Source organism: Metapseudomonas cellulosilytica, from assembly GCF_049334135.1.
Lineage (GTDB): Bacteria > Pseudomonadota > Gammaproteobacteria > Pseudomonadales > Pseudomonadaceae > Metapseudomonas.
The window spans coordinates 1-22,316 of record NZ_JBHZGN010000045.1; the positions used below are offsets into that span (position 1 = coordinate 1).

A 22,316-nucleotide genomic window follows, 5' to 3' on the forward strand; every position below is an offset into this window, starting at 1 on the left:
CTTCGACCAGTGGGGCGTGGAGCTGGGCAAGGAGCTGGGCAAGGCCGTCTACTCGCGGCTGACCGGCCAGGACGAGGCCCCGGCGGAAGACGGCTCGACCCAGGGCCTGATCGACTTCTTCCGCGCGGGGCATCGCGGCTGAGGTTTCCCGGTGACATCGGCAGCACGTTCCGTGAACAATACCGCCATGCAGAACGGCGAGCCCGGATCGGAATCTCGCTGCCGATTTCCCTTTGTCGAGATGGTCATGCCTACGAATTCCGAATCCTTCTCCGGTTGCCAGTGCGGGCGCGAGATCCAACCATGAGCGGCGCCACGGTCGAGCTGCTGGAGACCGGCCCGGAGCAGGCCGAACTGATCCGCAACCTGTACCAGTTCTATGCCTACGAGTCCTCGGACTGGGAGCAGGAAGACGTGGAGGTGGACGGCCGCTTCTACATCCATGAAGAGCATCTGGCGCGCTATTGGCGTGAGCCGCAGTGGAGCGCCAACCTGATCCTGGTCGACGGCTTCATCGCCGGCTTCCTGCTGATCGAGCGCAGCGAGCTGCCGGGGCTCGATGCCCTGGAGCTGGCGGACCTGTTCATCCTGAAGAAGTACCGCCGCCTGGGCATCGGCCGCACCCTGGCCACCCAGGTGCTGACGAGCGGGGAGGGGGCCTGGCTGGTGCGTTTCTACCAGCAGGATGAAACGGCCCTGGCGTTCTGGCGCGCGGTGCTGGATGAACTGCCGCGCCCGGTGCAGGCCATCGAACCGGATGACGACCCGCAGTTGCTGAGCTTCCTGGTGACGCCAGCGATCCATTGAACCCGCGCGGGATTGCTCCCGCGCGGCTCTTCAGCCGCGCCTCGCGGACCCTGCCTGGATGGGGGTGGTCGGACGGGGTTGCCTGCGGCGCCGCATCAGCCAGTACGCCGCGGGAATGACGAACAGCGACAGCAGCGGTGCGGTGACCATGCCGCCGACCATGGGGACGGCGATCCGGCTCATCACCTCGCTGCCGGTTCCGCCTGCCCAGAGGATCGGGAGCAGGCCGGCGATGATCACGGCGACGGTCATCGCCTTGGGGCGCACGCGTTGCACGGCCCCTTCGCGGATGGCCTCCAGCAGGTCGGCATTGCCGTGCCGTTCGGACTCCTCCCGTGCTGACCAGGCATTCTTCAGGTAGAGCAGCATGATGACCCCGAACTCGGCGGCCACGCCCGCCAGGGCGATGAAGCCGACGCCGGTCGCGACCGAGAGATTGAAGCCCATCAGGTAGAGGAACCAGACCCCGCCGGTCAGGGCGAACGGCAGGGTCGCCATGATCAGCAGCGCCTCGTCGAAGCGCCCGAAGGTGAGATAGAGCAGCACGAAGATGATCGCCAGGGTGGCGGGGACGACCAGCTTCAAGCGCGCATTGGCGCGTTCCAGGAACTCGAATTGCCCGGAGTAGCCGAGGCTCATCCCGGGCGCGAGTTTCACCGAACCGTCGATGGTCTGGCGCAGGTCCCTGACCACCGAGGCGAGGTCCCGTCCGCGCACGTCGATGTAGACCCAGCCGGACGGGCGCGCGTTCTCGCTCCTGAGCATTGGCGGCCCGTCGACTATGCGGATCGAGGCCACTGTCCCGAGGGTGATCTGGCCACCCTGGCGGGTGTAGATGGGCAACTGCCGCAGCGCCTCGACCGAATCCCGCCACTCGCGCGGATAGCGCACGCTGATCGGATAGCGGGCGAGGCCTTCGACGGTCTCGCCGACGTTCGCACCGCCGATGGCGCTGGCCACTATGGCTTGCACGTCGGCGATGTTCATTCCATAGCGCGCGGCCGCCTGACGATCGATGTCGACGTCGATGTAGCGCCCGCCGGTGAGGCGTTCGGCCAGGGCGGAGGTCACGCCGGGCACTGTCCTGGCGGCCCGCTCGATGGCCTGGGTCACCTGATCGATTTCATGCAGGCTGGTTCCGGCGACCTTCACCCCGATGGGGCTCTTGATGCCGGTCGCCAGCATGTCGATCCGATTGCGTATCGGCGGAATCCAGATATTGGTCAAACCCGGGACCTTGACCACGCGGTCCAGCTCCTCCACCAGCTTTTCGCTGGTCATTCCCGGGCGCCATTGATCCCTGGGCTTGAAGCGTATCGTCGTCTCGAACATCTCCAGCGGCGCGGGGTCGGTGGCCGACTCGGCGCGTCCGGCCTTGCCGAAGGCACTGGCCACTTCCGGGACGGTCCTGATCAGGCGGTCGGTCCGTTGCAGGAGTTCCGAGGCTTTCTGCGCGGAGAGGCCGGGGAGGGCGGAGGGCATGTAGAGCAGGTCGCCCTCGTCCAGCGGCGGGAGAAATTCGCCGCCCAGGCGCGACACGGGCCAGAGCGTGGTGAGGAACGCCAGCAAGGCCACGGCCAGGGTGGCTTTCGGGAAGCGCAGGACGACATCCAGCGCGGGCCGGTACAGACGGATCAGAGCGCGGTTGAGCGGATTGCTCCGCTCGGGGGGCAGCCGCCCCCGGATCCAATAGCCCATCAACACGGGAACCAGGGTGACCGCCAGGCCGGCGGCGGCGGCCATCGCGTAGGTCTTGGTGAAGGCGAGGGGGCCGAACAGGCGTCCCTCCTGTGCCTCCAGGGTGAAGACCGGAATGAACGACAGGGTGATGATCATCAGGCTGAAGAACAGCGCGGGCCCGACTTCGACCGCGGCATCGGTCATGACGCGCCAGCGCTTTTCGCCGTCCAGGCTCTCGCCGGGATGACTGGCGTGCCAGGCCTCGACGCGCTTGTGGGCGTTCTCGATCATCACCACCGCCGCGTCGACCATGGCGCCTATCGCGATGGCGATTCCGCCGAGGGACATGATGTTGGCGTTGATGCCCTGGGCGCGCATGACGGCGAAAGCGATCAGCACCCCCACCGGCAACGAGACGATGGCCACCATGGAGGAACGCAGGTGCCAGAGGAACGCGGCGCACACCAGCGCGACGACGATGAACTCCTCGATCAGCTTCTGGCTGAGGTTGCGCACGGCCCGCTCGATCAACTGGCTGCGGTCATAGGTGGTGACGATTTCCACGCCATCGGGAAGGCTCCTGCGCAGCTCATCGAGCTTGGCCTTCACCGCCCCGATGGTGTCGCGGGCATTCTTGCCGCTGCGCAGCACCACCACGCCGCCGACGGCTTCACCTTCGCCATCCAGCTCGGCAATGCCCCGGCGCATCTCCGGGCCGAGCTGGAGGGTCGCCACGTCACCCAGGGTGACGGGCACGCCTCCGGGCGCCAGTTTCAAGGGCACGGCGCGGAAGTCGGCCAGGGTTTTCAGGTAGCCGGAAGCCCGCACCATGAACTCCGCTTCACCCAGTTCCAGCACCGCGCCGCCGGTTTCCTGGTTGGCCTTGCCGATGGCCTCGACCACCTCTGCCTGGGTAATGCCCAGGCTGGCCAGGCGGATCGGGTCGAGCTGGACCTGGTATTGCCGCACCATGCCGCCCAGGGTGGCGACCTCGGCGACGTTGGGCAGGGTCTTCAGCTCGAACTTGAGGAACCAGTCCTGCAAGGCCCGCAGCTGGGCCAGGTCATGGTTGCCGCTGCGGTCCACCAGGGCGTACTGGAAGATCCAGCCGACACCGGTGGCATCCGGCCCCAGAGCCGGTTTGGCGGCAGTCGGCAGGCGGCCTTGTACCTGGTTCAGATACTCCAGTACCCGCGATCGGGCCCAGTAGAGGTCGGTACCGTCCTCGAACAGCACATAGACGAAGCTGTCGCCGAAGAAGGAAAAGCCCCGGACCGTTTTCGCCCCGGGCACGGACAGCATGGTGGTCGCCAGCGGGTAGGTGACCTGGTTCTCGACGATCTGCGGCGCCTGGCCCGGATAGCTGGTGCGAATGATCACCTGGACATCGGACAGGTCGGGCAGGGCGTCTATCGGTGTGCCGCGCAGCGACCAGATGCCCCAGGCCACTGCGAACAGCGTGGCCAGCAACACCAGGAAGCGATTGGCGACCGACCAGCGGATCAGTTTCTCGATCATGGCGCGGACTCCAGTTTCTGCAGCTGCTCGATCAGCAGGCCGGACTCGCTCTCGCGGACTTTCACGCGGATGCGGTCACCGGCCTTGAGTCCTTCGGCCAGCTCGGGCCTGGCCAGCGGAAAGGTCATGGTCATTCCCGGCATGCCCAGGGTCTTGAAGGGGCCGTGGGAGATCGTCAGCTGGCTTTCGCCGATGTCGAGAACGGTGGCTTGCGCCTCATGCAGGGCCGGTTGCGCCGGTTCCGCTCGCGCCTCGTCCAGCGTCCTGGCCTCGATGCCCCGCAGGCTCGCCTCCGAGTCGATCAGGAACTGCCCGGATGCCACCACACGCTGGCCGGCCTGCAGCCCTGCGAGCACTGCCGTCTGGCCATCGCTTTCCTGCCCCAGCTGCACTTCCACGGGTCGGAAACCGCCGTTTTCCTCGGCCAGCATCACCAGCGCGCGTTTGCCAGTGCGGATGACCGCCTCGCTGGGCAAAAGCAGCGCATCGCCGAGGCCTTGCTGGTTCAGGCGAACTTCGGCCGTCATGCCGGGCCTCATGCGGCCTGCGCCGTTGTCCAGTTCGATGCGAACGCGCAGGGTCCGGCTTTGCGGATCGGCCTCGGGCAGCAGGGCGGACAGCACGCCCTGGATCACCTCGCCGGGGAGTGCCGGAAGCCGCGCTTCGACCCGCTGGCCAAGCTTCAGTGAGCCGGCCTGGGCTTCCGGAATCGCCACTTCCAGCCAGACACGCCCGATGCCGTTGATCCTGGCCAGCGTCTGTCCGGCGGACAGCGCCATGCCCGGACGCACGTCCAGTTCACGAATCACCCCACCGATGGGGCTGGTCAGGGTCATGACCTGTGCGGTTTTGCCGCGCCGCTCGACGCGTTCGATCAGCGTCCCTGGCATGCCGAGCAATTGCAGGCGTTGCCGGGCCGCAGCCACCAGCGCCGGGTCGCCCGAGCGGCGCAGCGCGAGGAACTCCTCCTGCGCCGCCGCCCATTCGGGGATCAGCAGGTCGGCCAGGGGCGCGCCGGCGGCCACCCGGTCACCGGGTGCCAGTGCGTAGGTGCGCTCGACGAAACCGCTCGCGCGCGCCTGGACCAGCGCCACGTCCCTTGCGTCGAAGGCCAGGGAACCGGTTGCCTGGATATTGTGCTGCAGTTTCCCCCGGGTGACCGTGGCCAGCCGCACGCCGAGGTTCTGCCGGATGTCCGGCTCGATGCGGACCGCGCCCGCTTCAGCCAGGTCCTCCGCGTACCTGGGCACCAGCTGCATGTCCATGAAAGGCGACTTGCCGGGGCGGTCGAACTTCTGCTGCGGGAACATCGGGTCGTACCAGTAGAGCGGCTGGCGCCCACCTGCGGACGCTTCGGGCGCATCGAGGGCAACCGTCGACGAAGGCTTCTGGATCGCGAACCAATAGCCCGCTGCCGCGCCGGCCAGCAGGGTCACGGCCATCAACAGCGGGGTCTTCAATGGCACACGGCTCATGGGCGGCCCTCCCCGTAGGTGAAGTACAGACGCGCCGCGGCCAGGGCCTGCAGGCCTTGCAGGTCGATCTCATCGAGCCTGGCCTGGACCAGCTCGCGACGGGCCGCGATGACACTGGCCAGTTCGGTGTTGCCGGCCCGGTAGCCCGCCAGTGACAGGCGCACCTTTTCCTCGGCCAGGGGCACCTGGGTCGCGCGGCTGCGGTTCAGTGCCCGGCCCAGGCGCTGGTAGTCCGCCAAGTCGGTTTCCAGCTGCTGCGCATGCTCGCGCAGCAGCGCTTCCCGTTCAGCTTCCAATTGATTGACCTGGGCCCGTCGCGCCGCGATCTTCGGGTCCTGGCGGGAGCCGGCGAAAACCGGCAGATCGAAGCTCAATTGCACCGTCATCATGTCGCCGAACTCGCGCCCCCGGCGTTGGTAATCCACTTCCCAGCTCCAATCGGCCTTCTTCTCCGCTTCGGCCTCGCGCACCTGGGCTTCGGCTTCCCGCGTCATCGGCTCATAGGCCGCCAGTTCCGGGTGACGGTGCAGCGCATGCAGGTAGCGTGCTTCATCGACGGGCCACTGCGGAAAGTCCCCGGCAAGGGGCAGGGCGGCATCCTCGCCGATCCAGCGCTTGAGGGCCGCGCGCGCCTGGGTCACCTGAAGTGCCAGCTCGTCCTGCTGCCCCTCCAGACGCGCCGCTTCCTGCCTGGGCTCCACGGCGTCCTGCGGCAGGCCGCGCCCGCCTGCCAGGCGCGCCCGAACGGCCTCGGCCAGCAGGCGATTCTCGTGGAAGAAGTCGTCGAACCGGGCGAGTTTGCGTTGTCCGGTGTAGGCCGCGATCCAGGCCAGGGCGACCTCCCGACGGACCCTGAGCCGTTCCGCCTCGGCTTCGGCGGCGGCGCGATCGATCGAGGCCCGGGCGGTTTCCACACGCGCCTTGCGCTTGTCCCGATTCGGCACTTCCTGCATCAGGCCGACCATCTGCATGGTCATGAAGTCACGATCCAGGCTCCAGCGGTCTTCCCCCTCGATGGGGACGTTCTGCAGGCCCAGGGCGAGTTTGGGGTCCGGCAGCTCACCGGCAGGCACGGCGGCATTTTTCGCCGCATCCAGCTTCGCGGTCTGGCCTGACAGGGAGGGGGCGTTGCGTTCCGCCAACTGCAACGCCTCGTCCAGCGTTAGCGATGCCCCCTGGCTGGGCAGGGCTGGCGTCATCATTGCCAGGGCGGCGACCAGCAGCCATCCGGAGCAAGGACTCAAGGAAGTCATCCGAGGATTCCTCTGAAAATATCGGCGCATGAGCGCGAACCCGCCGGCAATCGCTAGGAAGGCTGGCGGGCGTTCAGGTCGGAGGAGGAATCAGGCGGTGGGAGGTCGCCAGAGATCGGCAGGTGCGCGCCGGGGAGCCGCTTCGGGATGAGCGTCGGCCAGCACCGGCCCGATCAGGGAGACGGGCGGCTTGAGGACGGCAACCTGGAGCAGGCTGGCGGTCTTGCATTCCTGGCCGCTCTTGCAGGCCTTGGTGCCGTGATCGCCCGGCTTGCTCATGTCATGGCAGCAATCCTGATCCATGCCTGCCATGTGCTCCAGGCCAGCGGCCTGCATCGGGCAGGGATCGGTTGGCGCTTCGATGCCCGCCATCCCGGTGAGGGGAAGCGTCAGGCTGAGCAGAAAGACGAGCAGAAGACGAAGGCGCCGTTTCATGGGGCGAAGTCTAGTTCGTCGCCAGTGGGCGGAGCAATCGCCCGCGCAGGGCTTTTGCGTCGGGAAGTCCTCACATCTGCGGCGGCCAGTTGTGGGTTTCCGCCTGGCAGTGCTGGCACCAGGCGTAGAGCGCGTCGTAGATCACCAGCCCCTGTTCGAGCATCTGCTGGTCGTCGGCGAAGTTGTGCGACAACCCCAGGGAGATCGCGTAGAGACCTGCCGATTGGGGCGTGAGGTCGAGGCGTGAGGTGTCGGCGCCACGCACTATCGCCGCCAGGCGCTGCAGGGCGGGTTCGTCCAGGGCGTATTTCTTCAGGAATGCATCGAAGCTGCACAACTCGCCGTCATGGCTGAGTTCGACGCCGGGAATGTCGTAGGGCGCCGCATCCTGCTCGGCCGCCACGCGCAGCACGTCGGCCGCCGGCACGTAGAGAAACTCCGGCGCCGAATCGATAAAGCGTGCGATGAGCCAGGGGCAGGCGATACGGTCGATCTTCGGGCGTTCGCGCGTAACCCATTTCATGCTGCACCTCCTGCCTGGATCTACAGGCCTTGGGTGGGCCGGCCGGCGTCACGCCAGCCGGCGAAACCGTCGATCAGGTAACGCGCATCCAGCCCCATGGCTTCGAGGGTGGCGGCGATGCCCTGGCTGATCTCGTGGCCGTGGGCGCAATAGAGCACCACGGGCCTGTCCCGCGGCACCGAGTCCTTCCAGGTGAACAGCGAATCCGGGTCCAGCCAGCGGGCGCCGTGAATCTCAGCTGCGTCGGCCGTGCGCACGGCGACGCGGCGCACGTCCAGCAGGGTGAAGGTGCACCCCGCCGCTTGCCATTCCGCCAATTCGCAAACCGTGATCCGGCTCATCGATCACCTCCCGGCCCCACAGGGCTTCTCTCAGCTTCGCAGCAGGTGCACCGCCAGCCCGGCCAGGGCGCAGGCCAGCAGCACCTGGATGACGCCGCGCTTGAAGCGGAACAGGGCCACGGCCGCGGCGAGGGCGATCAGCGCCGAGGGCCAGTCGAACTGGCCGTCGAAGCCTTGCGGCCAGAGCACGTGGTAGCCGAAGAACAGCGCCAGGTTGAGGATGACGCCCACCACGGCGGCGGTGATGCCGGTCAGCGGGGCGGTGAACTTCAGCTCGTTATGGGTGGATTCCACCAGCGGCCCGCCGGCGAGGATGAAGAGGAAGGACGGCAGGAAAGTGAACCAGGTGACCAGGGTGGCGGCCACGGCACCGGCGAGGAAGGCCTGCTCGGCGCCGAACATCGGGTTCAGGTAGGCGCCGACGAAGCCGACGAAGGCCACCACCATGATCAGCGGGCCGGGCGTGGTCTCGCCCAGGGCCAGGCCATCGATCATTTGCGTCGGGGTCAGCCAGCCGTAGTAACCCACGGCGCCCTGGTAGACGTAGGGCAGCACCGCGTAGGCCCCGCCGAAGGTGAGCAGGGCGGCCTTGGTGAAGAACCAGCCCATTTGCGTCAGGGTGCCGTGCCAGCCGAACAGAGCGGTCAGCAGGCCCATGGGCAGCAACCAGAGCAGGGCGCCCACCACGACCAGGCGCAGCAGGTGTGGCCAGCGGAAGCGCGCATGCTCCGGTGGCGGCGTATCGTCGTCGATCAGCGCCGGGCCGTAGCTGGCCCTGGCGGCGCCGTGGCCACCGCCGAGGGCGAACTTGTCGGGCGCCAGGCGTCCGCCGACGTAGCCGATCAGCCCCGCACCCAGCACGATCAGCGGGAAGGGCAGGTTGAGGGCGAAGATGGCGACGAAGGACGCGGCGGCAATGCCCCACAGCCAGTTGTTCTTCAGGGCCCTTGAACCGATGCGGTGGGCAGCCTGGACGACAATGGCGGTCACTGCCGGCTTGATGCCGTAGAACAGCCCGGCCACCACCGGCACATCGCCCAAGGCGATGTAGACCCAGGAGAGGGCGATCAGGATGAAGAGCGAGGGCAGCACGAACAGGGCCCCGGCGATGACGCCGCCCCAGCTCCGGTGCATCAGCCAGCCGATGTAAGTGGCCAGTTGCTGGGCTTCGGGGCCGGGCAGCAGCATGCAGTAGTTCAGGGCATGGAGGAATCGCCGCTCGCTGATCCAGCGCCGCCGTTCCACCAGTTCCTGGTGCATGATCGCGATCTGCCCGGCCGGACCGCCAAAGCTGATGAAACCGAGTTTGAGCCAGAACAGGAAAGCCTGGAGCAGGCCAATGGGGCTGGTTCCGGGCTGCGACTCTGCGGGGGCCGGCATCGCTTTTTCACTCATCGCTTTTCTCTTCATTGGCAAAGGCGGTCAGCAGGCCATCGAAGATGGCGCTGGCCGCGCTCAGCAGTTGATCGTCATCGGTGATGCTTTCCCGCAGCCCTGCCAGCACCCGCTCGATGCCGGCCGCTTCCGCCGGCTGGACGCCGCCGACGTCGAGGTAGTGCACCAGGGCGGCCATTCTGGCCAGGGCGGGCGCATCCAGCTGGAAGCTGGCCTGCAGGGTCTCGAAGGTGACGCGATTCCCCACGTGGCTGAAGGTGGCTCCGTCGAAATCGAAACCCAGGGCGTCGGCCGGGCAGGCGTGGGGCGAGTCCAGCCAGAGGAAGCGGGCGTCCGGATCGATGAAACGGCGGATCAGCCACGCACTGGCCAGGCGGTCGACCCAGGGGCGCTTGCGGGTGGCCCAGAGGCGGCCCTGGTAGTCCCGGCGTTGGAGCGCCGCGAGGGGCTCGTCATGGCTGCTCGGCTCGTCCGCCGAGAGGGCTCGGCTGACGGCGGTCTCCAGTTCCTGCAGGGCCGTATCCGTCTGCTGTCGAGTCTGGCCGGGGAAGAAATCGATGCCGGCGAGTTGGGCGAAACTCTTGCGCAGCTTGCGAATCTGCCGGGTGGAGGCCAGGGCATTCTCCGGGGTCAGCTGGCTGCGGCAGGCGTCGATCTCGGCGCGCAGTGCCGCGTACTCCTCATTGCGGTCGAACAGTGGGATGAAGCGTTCGCCCAGTGGGTCCTGGACGGGCAGCAGGTAGGCGGTGCCATTGATCGAGAGAATCTCCCGTTCGATGGCGCTAAGGGCGTCGCGGCAACTCGGGTTGTCGGGGAGCATATGGACGCCGTCTCGCAGCACCGCCGCGCCACAGGCCTTCAAGGCCCGCCACGCCCGCATGCGCTCGGTGGCATTGGCGGTCGGCAGGCCAATGACCAGGATCAGCCAAAGGTTCATGTAACGTTACCAACACTATTTGTATGTCCTATTACAATAGTGCCGGTATGGCCTGCGGAAAAGCCCCCGCCTTCGAACGAATGGTTATGAGCTTGTTCCCTGAATACTGGAGGGCATCAGGACGGGGCTGGGGCAGGGCGCTGAAGGGAAATTGGCCGGCATGGGGATGCCGGCCCGGGGAGAGGGGGCTGCGCGCGAGCGCAGTGGAGGGGCCGGCGAGGGAGCACCTCGCCGGCGTGGCACGGGGATCAGCGCTGTTGCTTGCCCTGTTTGCGGGCGTGGAAGACGAAACCGATGCTGTTCATCAGCAGCTGCGCCGCCAGGATCGAGGTCATGCCGGTGGGGTCGTAGGCGGGCGCCACTTCCACCAGGTCCATGCCGACGATGCGGCCCTGGCTACGGTTGGCCAGGCCCTGGATGATCTCCAGCACCTCGTAGTATTGGAAACCGCCGTGGCTGGGGGTGCCGGTGCCGGGGGCGATGGAGGGGTCGAAACCATCGATGTCGATGGTGATGTAGTAGGACTCGCACTCGGGGATCAGGTCCAGCACACCGTCACGGCCCAGGCGGCGCACGTCGCGTACCGAAAGGATGTTCGAGCCGGCTTCGCGGGCGGCGTTGTAGTCGCTGCGGTTGGAAGAGGACACGTTGCGGATGCCCATCTGGGTCATGCCGACGATGTGATCCATCTCCGAGGCACGGCGCAGCGGGTTGCCATGGCCGAAACGCACGCCGTGGCGTTCGTCGACGAAGTCCAGGTGGGCGTCGAAGTGGATGATATGGATCGGCCCGCGGCCTTCGAAAGCCTTGATCACCGGTGCATGCACCGAGTGGTCGCCGCCCAGCACCACCGGCATGGCGCCGGCATCCAGCAGCTTGCGCACGGCGAACTCGATGTTGGCGTTGCTGGTGTTCATATCGGTATGAACGATGTCGGCGTCACCCACGTCGACGATGCGCACATCCTCCTGCTGGAGGTACATCACATCATCCTCGAAGTCGTAGGCACCGCTGTGGCCGAAGGAGAACAGGGTGGATGCCTCGCGGATGCCGCGCGGTCCGAAGCGCGCGCCGGAGCGCCACTGGGTGCCCATGTCGTTGGGCGCGCCAAGCACCGCCACGTCTGCATCCAGCTTCTCCCAGTCAAGGCAGACGGGGGACTTGGCGAAAGTGCAATGGCCCACGAAGGGCAGGTTCAAGCGGCCGTTTTCATAGCTGTTGCTGGACATTTTCAGGCGTCTCCACTCTTTTCTTGTTGGGCGACGGACAAGGTGTTCGTACCTCGACCATGGCCGCATCATGGGCTTTACGCGCAGCTGGAAAAATGACGATGATTCGATGCGCAAATCGTCAAAACCGATGTAAACACCAGCATCGAGGTGCGGGATGATCCAGTTGCACGATGTCGACCTGAAGCTGCTGAGGGTCTTCAACACCATCGTCAAATGCGGCGGGTTTTCGGCCGCCCAGGCCACGCTCAACGTCGCCCAGTCCACCATCAGCGAGCAGATGACCCACCTGGAGACGCGTCTAGGGGTCAAGCTCTGCGAGCGTGGGCGCAGTGGCTTCCGTCTCACCGAGCAGGGCCAGGCGATCCATCAGGCCGCCCAGCGCCTGCTCGGCGCGGTGGAGGAATTCTGCGTCGACGCCGACGTGCTCAAGCGTCAGATCAGCGGCACCCTCAACCTGGGGATGATCGACACCACCATCACCGATCCGGCCTGCCCGCTGAGGCAGACCACCCAGCGCTTCGTCCAGCGCGGGCACCAGGTGCACCTGCACGTCTACATCGGTACGCCGGCGGAGCTGGAGGAGCGCGTGCTGGACGGTCGCCTGCACCTGGCGGTGGGGCATTTCCCGCTCCGCGTGCCGGGGCTCTCATACTCGCCGCTGTACCAGGAAAGCCATGGCTTCTACTGCGGCCGTAACCATCCGTTGTTCGGTGCCAGCGAGCCCAAGGTCGACCTGCTGGAGCGCATCGCCGCCAACCGCGTGGTTGCCCGTGGCTACCTGCAGCAACGCGACCTCCAGGCCCTGGGTGTGGAGGTCGCCGCCGCCACGGTGGACAACGTCGAGGCCCAGGCCATGCTGATCCTCTCCGGGGCCTACGCCGGCTTCCTGCCCGATCACTATGCGCGCCAATGGGTGGACTCGGGCGAGTTGGAGCACCTGGGGGCGGGGCGCCTGCAGCTGCTTTCGGCCTTCGAGACCATCACCCGTCGCGGCGCGGCGTCTCCGCTGATCCTGCGCGCATTCCTCGACGAACTCATGCACTGCAGCCGCGCGATGGCCGTGCAGAACTAGCGGCCCGGATGGTTCGATCGCGTTCCAGCGTACCGAATTCGCTACAGGTGGCCGGACGGCCGGAGCCAGGGCGTCTGCTGGCTCCCGCGCAGCCTGGATAGGCGGATATTCCGGAACGATTCCATTCCTCCCGATAGGGTGCTGCGGCTGCGCAGCAGGCGCAGCCGGGCCTTTGCGCCCCTGGCATGGCCCTTGCTCATGCCCCTGTGCCCGGCCTGGCAAGCGAGTGGCTTGCCGGGCGACGGGCCTTGAGCCAGACAAGGAGGAACCATGGAAAAAGCACGCGCTCAGGCGGGCATCCGCCCCCGCATCGAGAGTCTTTCGTCCTAGCCGCCAGAAGTTTTGCGCTTGAACGGTGAACCCATAAAAACAACATCACTTGCAGGGTCCAGGAACAATGAATCATTCGACTTCCGGTCACCATCCCGACAATCAGGATCATGAGCTCCAACGCAATCTTTCCAACCGCCACATCCAACTGATCGCCATCGGCGGTGCCATCGGCACCGGACTGTTCATGGGGTCCGGCAAGACCATCAGCCTGGCTGGTCCTTCGATCATCTTCGTCTACATGATCATCGGCTTCATGCTGTTCTTCGTCATGCGGGCCATGGGCGAGCTGCTGTTATCCAACCTGCGCTACAAGTCCTTCATCGATTTCGCGGCCGATCTGCTCGGGCCCTGGGCCGGCTTCTTCACCGGATGGACCTACTGGTTCTGCTGGATCGTCACCGGCATCGCCGACGTGATCGCCATTTCCGCCTACACCCAGTTCTGGTTCCCGGACGTGCCGCAATGGCTACCGGCAATCGGCTGCGTCGGCCTGTTGCTCTCGCTCAACCTGATCACCGTGAAGATGTTCGGTGAGGTGGAGTTCTGGTTCGCCATGATCAAGATCGTCGCCATCTGCGCCCTGGTCTGTACCGGGCTCTACATGGTGGTGGCGGCCTATCAGTCGCCGGCCGGCAGTGTCGCCTCCCTCGCCAACCTGTGGAATGACGGCGGCATGTTCCCCCATGGGGCCATGGGCTTCTTCGCCGGCTTCCAGATCGCCATCTTCGCCTTCGCCGGGATCGAGCTGGTGGGCACGACGGCTGCGGAAACCCGCAACCCGGAGCGAAACCTGCCCCGGGCCATCAACTCCATTCCGCTGCGCATCCTCGTGTTCTACGTCTTCGCGCTGGTGGCCATCATGGCGGTTACGCCGTGGCGTGACGTCGTGGCCAACAAGAGCCCCTTCGTCGAACTGTTCGTGCTGGCCGGTCTGCCTGCAGCCGCGGGGATCATCAACTTCGTCGTGCTCACGTCCGCGGCCTCCTCGGCCAACAGCGGCGTGTTCTCCACCAGCCGCATGCTTTACGGCCTCGCGCTGGATGGCGATGCGCCCGCCAGGTTCAAGACGCTCTCCAGTCGCGCCGTGCCGTCCAGCGGGTTGATCTTCTCCTGCACCTGCCTGCTGTCCGGTGCCCTGGTGATCTACCTGGTGCCGAACCTGATGGATGCCTTCACCCTGATCACCACCGTCTCGGCCATTCTGTTCATGTGCGTCTGGTCGATGATCCTGCTGTCCTATCTGGCGTACCGGCAGAAGTGCGCTGACCTGCATCGCGCGTCGCGCTACAAGATGCCCGGTGGCGTCGCCATGACCTGGGTATGCCTGAGCTTCTTCGCCTTCATGGTCGCCTTGCTGGCGCTGGAAGCCGATACCCGCCAGGCGCTGTATTTCGTGCCAGCCTGGTTCCTCGTGCTGGGCCTGTCCTACCGATCCATTCGCCGTAGCAAGTCGGAGGTCGCGCGACTGTCCCTCGACGCTGAGTGATAACGGCAGCGCTGCAACCCAGGGGGGCGGCACCGGACGTGCCGTCCCTCGAGCCGTTTCTTGACGGAAGGTGGCCAAAGCAGGCTCTACTAGGCGAACTGACGCCCGGCCTGGCCGAGGCGCTTCCGCTTTCCACCAGGGCGCCGATGTCTCGGCGCCCATGCCATAAGGACACGCAGGACCCGGCATGCGAATCCACGTCACCTTCATCGACCGCGTTGGCATCACCCAGGAGGTCCTGGCATTGCTGGGGGCGCGCAACCTGAACCTGGACGCGGTGGAGATGAGCCCGCCCAACGTCTACATCGACGCGCCGACGCTGCGCCGCGAGGTGCTCGACGAGTTGCAGGACGCCCTGTTGCGTGTGGAGGGCGTGCAGGCCGTGGAGCTGGTGGACCTGCTGCCGGGCCAGCACAGGCGCCTTCAGCTGGATGCGCTGCTGGCGGCCGTGGGCGACCCGGTGCTGGCGGTTGACCCGCGCGGCCATGTGCTGCTGGCCAACCCCGCACTGATCAGCCTGTGCGGCCGCGATCCGACCGGCGAAACGTTGTCGCAGCTGTTCCCCGAGGCAGACCTGGGGCAGACGCTGATCGACAAGGGCTTCCGCCTGCCGATGTGCGAGGTGAGCTTCCAGGGCCAGGCCCTGTTGCTGGACGCCGCGCCCATCAGCGGCGGCCCGGACGGCGGACGCCTGCTTTCCGGCGGCCTGCTGACGCTCTATCCGCCGAGTCGCATCGGCGAGCGCCTGGCCTCCCTGCACCACGACCATGCCGAAGGGCTGGACGCGCTGATCGGCCTGTCGCCGGCCCTGGGTCAGCTCAAGGCGCGCCTGCAGAAGGTCGCCAGCCTGGATGCGCCACTGCTGATCCAGGGCGAGACCGGTACCGGCAAGGAACTGGTGGCGCGTGCCTGCCACGCCCTGAGCGCGCGGCGCGATGCGCCTTTCCTGGCGCTTAACTGCGCCGCCTTGCCGGAGAGCCTGGCCGAGAGCGAGCTGTTCGGCTATTCGGCGGGGGCCTTCACCGGTGCCCAGCGCGGCGGCAAGCCCGGACTGCTGGAGCTGGCCGACAGCGGGACGGTGTTTCTCGACGAGGTCGGCGAGATGTCGCCCTACCTGCAGGCCAAGCTGTTGCGGTTCCTCAGTGACGGCTGCTTCCGCCGAATCGGCGGCGACCGTGAGGTGCATGTGGACGTGCGGGTGCTCTGTGCCACCCACCGCAACCTGGAGCGCATGGTGGGGGAGGGCAGCTTCCGCGAGGACCTCTACTATCGCCTCAACGTGCTCAACCTGATGGTGCCGCCGCTGCGCGAGCGCGGCCAGGACATCCTCCTGCTCGCCGAACATTTCCTGCGCCAGGCCTGCACGCAGATCCAGCGTCCGCCCTGCCGGCTGGCGCCGGCCATCCATCCGTTGCTGCTGGGCAATCGCTGGTCCGGCAACGTACGCCAGTTGCAGAACGTGATCTTCCGCGCCGCCGCCATCTGCGAGAGCGACCTCATCGACTGCGGTGACCTGGAGCTGGCGGGCACGGCGCTCGGCAGCCACCAGGGCGAGGCCGCGCCCGTCACCAGCCTGGAAGATGCCGTGCAGGCCTTCGAGAAAGATCTGCTGCAGCGCCTCTACGCCGAATTCCCCTCCACCCGCCAACTGGCCGCCCGCCTCAACACCTCGCACACCGCCATCGGCCAGCGACTGAGAAAGTACGGGATATCCCGTTGAGGCCGGAGGCGGAGCTGCGTTTCCTGTAGGGGCGAATTCATTTGCACGTGGGACACCAGGTCCTGAGGACGTGGCCATGAGTCACCGGCTTTGCCTGTGGCGGTTCAAATGCCCGGGCTAGCAGGATGAAGCCGATCCGGTAGGGTGCGCCGTGCGCACCGGCGGTTTGACGGGGCGCCGAAGCCGCTCCCGGAATCGGTGCGCACAGCGCACCCAACGGTCCCACAATGAGTGACGGGTGCCATGCCCGGTACCTCGGTTCGATAACGTTCCACCGGATCGATTTCGCTCCATTTCCACCAAGGCCCCGGCTTCCGGGACCTTGCCCCGTCCCGGAAGATGAAATGCCCTGATGAGGCTGGAGCGATATCGTTCCGAATTCACGCCGAAAATGGCTCGTTAAATTCGTAATATATTGATTTATAACGAATTTATTATCTTGGCATTCCCCTTGCTCTTGTTCAGTCAGCCGAGCCCGTCTTGCTCGGAACCAACCTGACAACAAGAGGAAGATCCATGAGCACGCTGCGTTTTACTCCCGAGCATGAATGGCTGCGCGTTGAAGCCACCGGTGAAGTGACTGTCGGCATCACCAGCTTTGCCCAGGAGGCACTGGGCGATGTGGTGTTCGTCCAGCTGCCGGATGCCGGTCGCTACGACGAAGGGCAGGAAGTCGCGGTGCTGGAATCGGTGAAGGCCGCCAGCAACATCACCATGCCCCTGACCGGCGAAGTGCTCGAGGTGAACCAGGCCCTGGCCGACAACCCCGAACTGGTCAACGAGGCGCCCATGGACGATGGCTGGTTCTTCCGCATCCGCCCGGACAACCCCGAAGCCCTCGGCAGCCTGATGGACCAGGCCGCCTACGATCGTTTCCTCGCCGACAACGCCTGAGCCGGGTATCGCCATGACCAGAGCACATCTCCCCCTGAACACGGACAACGAGTTCATCGCGCGCCATATCGGCCCGCGCGAGGCGGACATCAGCGCCATGCTGGCGCTGATCGGCCATGACTCGCTGGACGCAATGATCGCCAGCGTCATTCCCGGCAGCATCAAGGGCACCAGTGTGCTCGACCTGCCGGCCGGCCAGGGCGAGGCCGAAGCCCTCGCCGCGATCAAGGCCATCGCCGCCAGGAACCAGCTGTTCAAGAGCCATATCGGCCAGGGCTACTACCCCTGCCACACGCCGACGCCCATCCTGCGCAACCTGCTGGAAAACCCGGCCTGGTACACCGCCTACACCCCTTACCAGCCGGAAATCTCCCAGGGCCGCCTGGAAGCCCTGCTGAACTTCCAGACCCTGGTCAGCGACCTCACCGGGATGGAGATCGCCAACGCTTCCCTGCTGGACGAAGCCACCGCCGCTGCCGAAGCCATGACCTTCTGCAAGCGCCTGGCGAAGAACAAGGGCAGCAATGCCTTCTTCGCCTCGCAGCACTGCCATCCGCAGACCCTCGACGTGCTGGTCACCCGTGCCGAGCCGCTGGGCATCGAGGTGGTGATCGGCGACGAGCGTGAAATCACCGACGCCAGCGCCTACTTCGGCGCCCTGCTGCAGTACCCGGCCGCCAATGGCGACATCTTCGACTACCGCGCGCTGGTGGAGCGCTTCCACGCCGCCGGCGCCCTGGTGGCGGTGGCCGCCGACCTGCTGGCGCTGACCCTGCTGACCCCGCCCGGCGAGTTCGGCGCCGACGTCGCCCTGGGCAGCGCCCAGCGCTTCGGCGTGCCGCTGGGCTTCGGCGGCCCGCACGCGGCCTACTTCGCCACCCGCGACGCCTTCAAGCGCGACATGCCCGGCCGCCTGGTCGGGATGTCCATCGACCGTCACGGCAAGCCGGCCCTGCGCCTGGCCATGCAGACCCGCGAGCAGCACATCCGCCGCGAGAAGGCCACCAGCAACATCTGCACCGCCCAGGTGCTGCTGGCCAACATCGCCAGCATGTACGCCGTCTACCACGGTCCGCAGGGGCTGACCCGCATCGCCAAGCGCGTGCACCGTCTCGCCGCCATCCTCGCCCAGGGTCTGCAGCAACTCGGCCACAAGGTGGAGCAGTACCACTTCTTCGACACCCTGAGCGTGATGGCCGCCAAGCCGGTGGAGGAGGTGCATGCCGCCGCCCATGCTGCGCGCATCAACCTGCGGGTTGTGGATGAGGTACGCATTGGCCTGTCCCTGGACGAGACCTGCGACCGCGCCAGCGTCGAGGCACTTTGGTCGGTGTTCGCCAGCCAGGGCCAGGCGCTGCCGGACTTCGCCGACCTGGAGTCGCGCACCGGCGATTGCCTGCCCCTGGATCTGCTGCGTGAGTCCGCGTTCCTGCAGCACGAAGTGTTCAATCGCTATCACTCGGAAACCGAGCTGATGCGCTACCTGCGCAAGCTGGCCGACAAGGACCTGGCGCTGGACCGCAGCATGATCCCGCTGGGCTCCTGCACCATGAAGCTGAACGCCGCCAGCGAGATGATCCCGATCACCTGGCCGGAGTTCGGTGCGCTGCACCCCTTCGCCCCGGCCGAGCAGTCCCAGGGTTACCTGGAGCTGACCACCGAGCTGGAGGCCATGCTCTGTAAGGCCACCGGCTATGACGCCGTGTCCCTGCAGCCCAACGCCGGCTCCCAGGGCGAGTACGCCGGCCTGCTGGCCATCCGCGCCTACCATGCCAGCCGTGGGGAAGGGGAGCGGGATGTCTGCCTGATCCCGCAATCGGCCCACGGCACCAACCCGGCCACCGCCCAGATGGCCGGCATGCGCGTGGTGGTGACCGCCTGCGACGCCCGTGGCAACGTGGACATCGCCGACCTCAAGGCCAAGGCCGAGGAGCACCAGGACCGCCTCGCCGCACTGATGATCACCTACCCGTCGACCCACGGCGTGTTCGAGGAAGGCATCCGCGAGATTTGCGAGATCATCCACGCCAACGGCGGCCAGGTGTACATCGATGGCGCCAACATGAACGCCATGGTCGGCCTCTGCGCCCCGGGCCAGTTCGGCGGCGACGTGTCCCACCTGAACCTGCACAAGACCTTCTGCATCCCCCACGGCGGTGGCGGCCCGGGCGTCGGCCCGATCGGCGTTAAATCCCATCTGGCGCCGTTCCTGCCGGGGCATGGCCAGATGGAACGCAAGGAAGGCGCCGTGAGCGCCGCGCCCTTCGGCAGCGCCAGCATCCTGCCCATCACCTGGATGTACATCCGCATGATGGGCGGTGAGGGCCTCAAGCGTGCCTCGCAGCTGGCCATCCTCAGCGCCAACTACATCGCCCGCCGCCTGGAGGAGCACTACCCGGTGCTCTACACCGGCGAGAACGGCCTGGTGGCCCACGAGTGCATCCTCGACCTGCGTCCGCTCAAGGACAGCAGCGGCATCAGCGTCGACGACGTCGCCAAGCGCCTGATCGACTACGGCTTCCACGCGCCGACCATGTCCTTCCCGGTGGCCGGCACCCTGATGGTGGAGCCCACCGAGAGTGAGTCGAAGGAAGAGCTGGATCGCTTCTGCGAGGCCATGATCCGCATCCGCGAGGAAATCCGCGCGGTGGAGAACGGCGAGCTGGACAAGGACGACAACCCGCTGAAGAACGCCCCGCACACCGCGCAAGAGCTGGTCGGCGACTGGACCCACCGCTATAGCCGCGAGTTGGCGGTCTATCCGCTGCCTTCGCTGGAAGAGGCCAAGTACTGGCCGCCGGTGGGCCGCGTGGACAACGTCTACGGCGACCGCAACCTGGTCTGCGCCTGCCCGTCCATCGAGGCCTACCAGGACGCCTGACCTGAGTTCCTGTAGGAGCGAATTCATTCGCGATCGAGCTTCCTGGGGCTGCTGTGCAGCCCTTCGCGAATGAATTCGCTCCTACAAGGGAATGGCCATTCCATAACGAACAAGAAGGAAACCGACCATGTTCCACAAGAGCCTGACCCTCTCCGATTTCGACCCCGCCCTGTTCGACGCCATGCGCCGCGAGGCCCAGCGCCAGGAAGACCATATCGAGCTGATCGCCTCGGAGAACTACACCAGCCCGCAGGTCATGCAGGCCCAGGGCAGCGAACTGACCAACAAGTACGCCGAGGGTTATCCGGGCAAGCGCTACTACGGCGGCTGCGAGTACGTGGATGTGGTGGAGCAGCTGGCCATCGACCGCGCCAAGCAGCTGTTCGGCGCCGACTACGCCAACGTCCAGCCGCACTCCGGCTCCCAGGCCAACAGCGCCGTCTACCTGGCCCTGCTGCAGGCCGGCGACACTATTCTCGGCATGAGCCTGGCCCACGGCGGCCACCTGACCCACGGCGCCAAGGTGTCCTCCTCCGGCAAGCTGTACAACGCGGTGCAGTACGGCATCGATGGCAACGGCCTGATCGACTACGACGAAGTCGAGCGCCTGGCCGTGGAGCACAAGCCGAAGATGATCGTCGCCGGCTTCTCCGCCTACTCCAAGACCCTGGACTTCCCGCGCTTCCGCGCCATCGCCGACAAGGTGGGTGCGCTGCTGTTCGTCGACATGGCCCACGTCGCCGGCCTGGTGGCCGCCGGCCTGTACCCGAACCCGCTGCCCTACGCCGACGTGGTGACCACCACCACCCACAAGACCCTGCGCGGTCCCCGTGGCGGCCTGATCCTGGCCAGGTCCAACGCAGAGATCGAGAAGAAGCTGAACTCCGCGGTATTCCCCGGCGCCCAGGGCGGCCCGCTGATGCACGTGATTGCCGCCAAGGCGGTGTGCTTCAAGGAAGCGCTGGACCCCGGCTTCAAGGAGTACCAGGCCCAGGTGATCAAGAACGCCCAGGCCATGGCCAAGGTGTTCATCGACCGTGGCTACGACGTGGTCTCTGGCGGCACCGACAACCACCTGTTCCTGGTCAGCCTGATCAAGCAGGGCATCACCGGCAAGGATGCCGACGCCGCCCTCGGCCGCGCCGGCATCACCGTGAACAAGAACGCCGTGCCCAACGACCCGCAGTCGCCTTTCGTCACCTCCGGCCTGCGCATCGGCACCCCGGCCGTGACCACCCGCGGCTTCGAGGTGACCGAGTGCCGTGCCCTGGCCGGCTGGATCTGCGACATCCTCGACCATCTCGGCGATGCCGACGTCGAGGCGCAGGTGGCCAAGCAGGTGGCGGCGCTCTGCGCGAGCTTCCCGGTGTATCCGGCCTGATCGCCATACGGGACCTTTCTGGAGTCGAGATATGTCGCTCAGCGTTTTCGATCTGTTCAAGGTGGGAATCGGCCCTTCCAGCTCCCACACCGTGGGCCCGATGCGCGCCGCCGCGCGCTTCGTCCTCGGGTTGAAGGCGGACGGGCTGCTGGGCCGGGTGGCGAGCGTGCGGGCGGAGCTGTACGGCTCCCTTGGCGCCACCGGCAAGGGCCATGGCAGCGACAAGGCCGTGCTGCTGGGTTTGGAAGGGGAGTACCCGGACCTGGTGGATACCGGCACGGTGGAGGCGCGCCTGGCCGGCATCCGCAGCGGTGGGACGCTCAACCTGCTGGGGGAGAAACCCATCCGTTTCGTGGAGAAGGAGCACCTGGCGATGATTCGCAAGCCGCTTCCCTACCACCCCAACGGCATGATCTTCCGCGCCTTCGACGACGCCGGCATCCAGGTCCGTTCGCGCGAGTACTACTCGGTGGGTGGTGGCTTCGTGGTGGACGAGTCGGCGGCGGGCACGGACCGCATTGTCGAAGATCGCACGCCGCTGCCTTATCCCTTCCGTACCGCGAAGGAGCTGCTGGAGCAGTGCACCCGTCATGGCCTGTCCGTCAGCCAGCTGATGGCGGCGAACGAAACCGCCTGGCGTCCGGCGCAGCAAACGCAACGTGGCCTGCAGCACATCTGGCAGGTGATGCAGGACTGCGTAAGGACGGGCTGCCGCAAGGAAGGCATCATGCCCGGCGGGCTGAAGGTCAAGCGCCGCGCCGCCGCGCTCTATCGCCAGCTCAGCGAACAGCCGGAAGCCAACCTCAGGGACAGCCTCAGCGTGCTCGACTGGGTCAACCTCTACGCGCTGGCGGTGAACGAGGAGAACGCCACCGGCGGCCGCGTGGTCACCGCGCCCACCAACGGCGCGGCCGGCATCGTCCCGGCGGTGCTGCACTACTACAGCCGCTTCG

At 66.5% G+C, this 22,316-nt stretch carries 18 protein-coding genes; 9 read left to right on the forward strand and 9 right to left on the reverse strand.

Annotation, left to right across the window (positions count from 1 at the left end; translation table 11 throughout):
* Together ACFW0H_RS29530 and ACFW0H_RS29535 are read left to right on the forward strand one after the other, a co-directional pair.
* A partial coding sequence (locus ACFW0H_RS29530) for a hypothetical protein (protein ID WP_422917403.1) occupies positions 1 to 142 on the forward strand: 142 nt, incomplete at its 5' end.
* A gap of 161 nt (positions 143 to 303) precedes the next feature.
* Positions 304 to 807, forward strand: coding sequence for a GNAT family N-acetyltransferase (locus tag ACFW0H_RS29535; protein ID WP_422917386.1), 504 nt, complete (start codon positions 304 to 306; stop codon positions 805 to 807).
* A 30-nt stretch (positions 808 to 837) separates the two neighbouring features.
* Here the strand turns inward: ACFW0H_RS29535 and ACFW0H_RS29540 are convergent, their stop codons facing one another.
* The 9 genes from ACFW0H_RS29540 to speB form a co-directional block, all read right to left on the reverse strand.
* A complete protein-coding gene (locus ACFW0H_RS29540) occupies positions 838 to 4,005 on the reverse strand; it encodes an efflux RND transporter permease subunit (protein WP_422917387.1) in 3,168 nt (1,055 codons plus the stop codon).
* On the reverse strand, positions 4,002 to 5,480 hold the full coding sequence (locus ACFW0H_RS29545; RefSeq protein ID WP_422917388.1) for an efflux RND transporter periplasmic adaptor subunit: 1,479 nt from the start codon (positions 5,478 to 5,480) through the stop codon (positions 4,002 to 4,004). Before ACFW0H_RS29545 ends, ACFW0H_RS29540 begins: the two co-directional genes overlap by 4 nt.
* Positions 5,477 to 6,733, reverse strand: coding sequence for a TolC family protein (locus tag ACFW0H_RS29550; protein WP_422917389.1), 1,257 nt, complete (start codon positions 6,731 to 6,733; stop codon positions 5,477 to 5,479). Before ACFW0H_RS29550 ends, ACFW0H_RS29545 begins: the two co-directional genes overlap by 4 nt.
* Positions 6,734 to 6,823: 90 nt before the next feature.
* A complete protein-coding gene (locus ACFW0H_RS29555) occupies positions 6,824 to 7,168 on the reverse strand; it encodes a hypothetical protein (RefSeq protein ID WP_422917390.1) in 345 nt (114 codons plus the stop codon).
* Between the two features lie 70 nt (positions 7,169 to 7,238).
* A complete protein-coding gene (locus ACFW0H_RS29560; RefSeq protein WP_422917391.1) occupies positions 7,239 to 7,691 on the reverse strand; it encodes a chromate resistance protein ChrB domain-containing protein in 453 nt (150 codons plus the stop codon).
* A 20-nt stretch (positions 7,692 to 7,711) separates the two neighbouring features.
* Positions 7,712 to 8,032 carry a rhodanese-like domain-containing protein gene (locus ACFW0H_RS29565; protein ID WP_422917392.1) on the reverse strand — a complete coding sequence of 107 codons (321 nt, stop codon included), beginning with the start codon at positions 8,030 to 8,032 and terminating at the stop codon, positions 7,712 to 7,714.
* Positions 8,033 to 8,062: 30 nt separating this feature from the next.
* Complete coding sequence (chrA, locus tag ACFW0H_RS29570) at positions 8,063 to 9,427, reverse strand: chromate efflux transporter (protein WP_422917393.1); 1,365 nt, start codon at positions 9,425 to 9,427, stop codon at positions 8,063 to 8,065.
* On the reverse strand, positions 9,420 to 10,364 hold the full coding sequence (locus ACFW0H_RS29575; RefSeq protein WP_422917394.1) for a chromate resistance protein ChrB domain-containing protein: 945 nt from the start codon (positions 10,362 to 10,364) through the stop codon (positions 9,420 to 9,422). The genes chrA and ACFW0H_RS29575 overlap by 8 nt, the downstream gene beginning before the upstream one ends.
* Positions 10,365 to 10,612: 248 nt before the next feature.
* A complete protein-coding gene (speB, locus tag ACFW0H_RS29580; RefSeq protein WP_422917395.1) occupies positions 10,613 to 11,593 on the reverse strand; it encodes an agmatinase in 981 nt (326 codons plus the stop codon).
* Positions 11,594 to 11,750: 157 nt separating this feature from the next.
* On the opposite strand from speB, the gene ACFW0H_RS29585 reads away from it, so the two are divergent.
* The 7 genes from ACFW0H_RS29585 to ACFW0H_RS29615 all read left to right on the forward strand — a co-directional run.
* Positions 11,751 to 12,668, forward strand: coding sequence for a LysR family transcriptional regulator (locus ACFW0H_RS29585; protein WP_422917396.1), 918 nt, complete (start codon positions 11,751 to 11,753; stop codon positions 12,666 to 12,668).
* Positions 12,669 to 13,065: 397 nt separating this feature from the next.
* Positions 13,066 to 14,487 (forward strand): D-serine/D-alanine/glycine transporter, encoded by a 1,422-nt coding sequence (gene cycA / locus ACFW0H_RS29590; protein ID WP_422917397.1) that lies wholly within the window; start codon positions 13,066 to 13,068, stop codon positions 14,485 to 14,487.
* 187 nt (positions 14,488 to 14,674) lie between these two features.
* The gene (locus ACFW0H_RS29595) at positions 14,675 to 16,207 is read left to right on the forward strand and encodes a sigma-54-dependent transcriptional regulator (protein ID WP_422917398.1); all 1,533 of its coding nucleotides are present in this window, start codon (positions 14,675 to 14,677) and stop codon (positions 16,205 to 16,207) included.
* Between the two features lie 516 nt (positions 16,208 to 16,723).
* Positions 16,724 to 17,101, forward strand: coding sequence for a glycine cleavage system protein GcvH (gene gcvH / locus ACFW0H_RS29600; protein ID WP_422917399.1), 378 nt, complete (start codon positions 16,724 to 16,726; stop codon positions 17,099 to 17,101).
* Positions 17,102 to 17,114: 13 nt separating this feature from the next.
* Positions 17,115 to 19,982 (forward strand): aminomethyl-transferring glycine dehydrogenase, encoded by a 2,868-nt coding sequence (gene gcvP / locus ACFW0H_RS29605; RefSeq protein ID WP_422917400.1) that lies wholly within the window; start codon positions 17,115 to 17,117, stop codon positions 19,980 to 19,982.
* A 127-nt stretch (positions 19,983 to 20,109) separates the two neighbouring features.
* Complete coding sequence (gene glyA, locus ACFW0H_RS29610; protein ID WP_422917401.1) at positions 20,110 to 21,363, forward strand: serine hydroxymethyltransferase; 1,254 nt, start codon at positions 20,110 to 20,112, stop codon at positions 21,361 to 21,363.
* Between the two features lie 31 nt (positions 21,364 to 21,394).
* Positions 21,395 to 22,316 (forward strand): L-serine ammonia-lyase (locus ACFW0H_RS29615; RefSeq protein WP_422917402.1); only part of this gene is annotated, 922 nt, incomplete at its 3' end.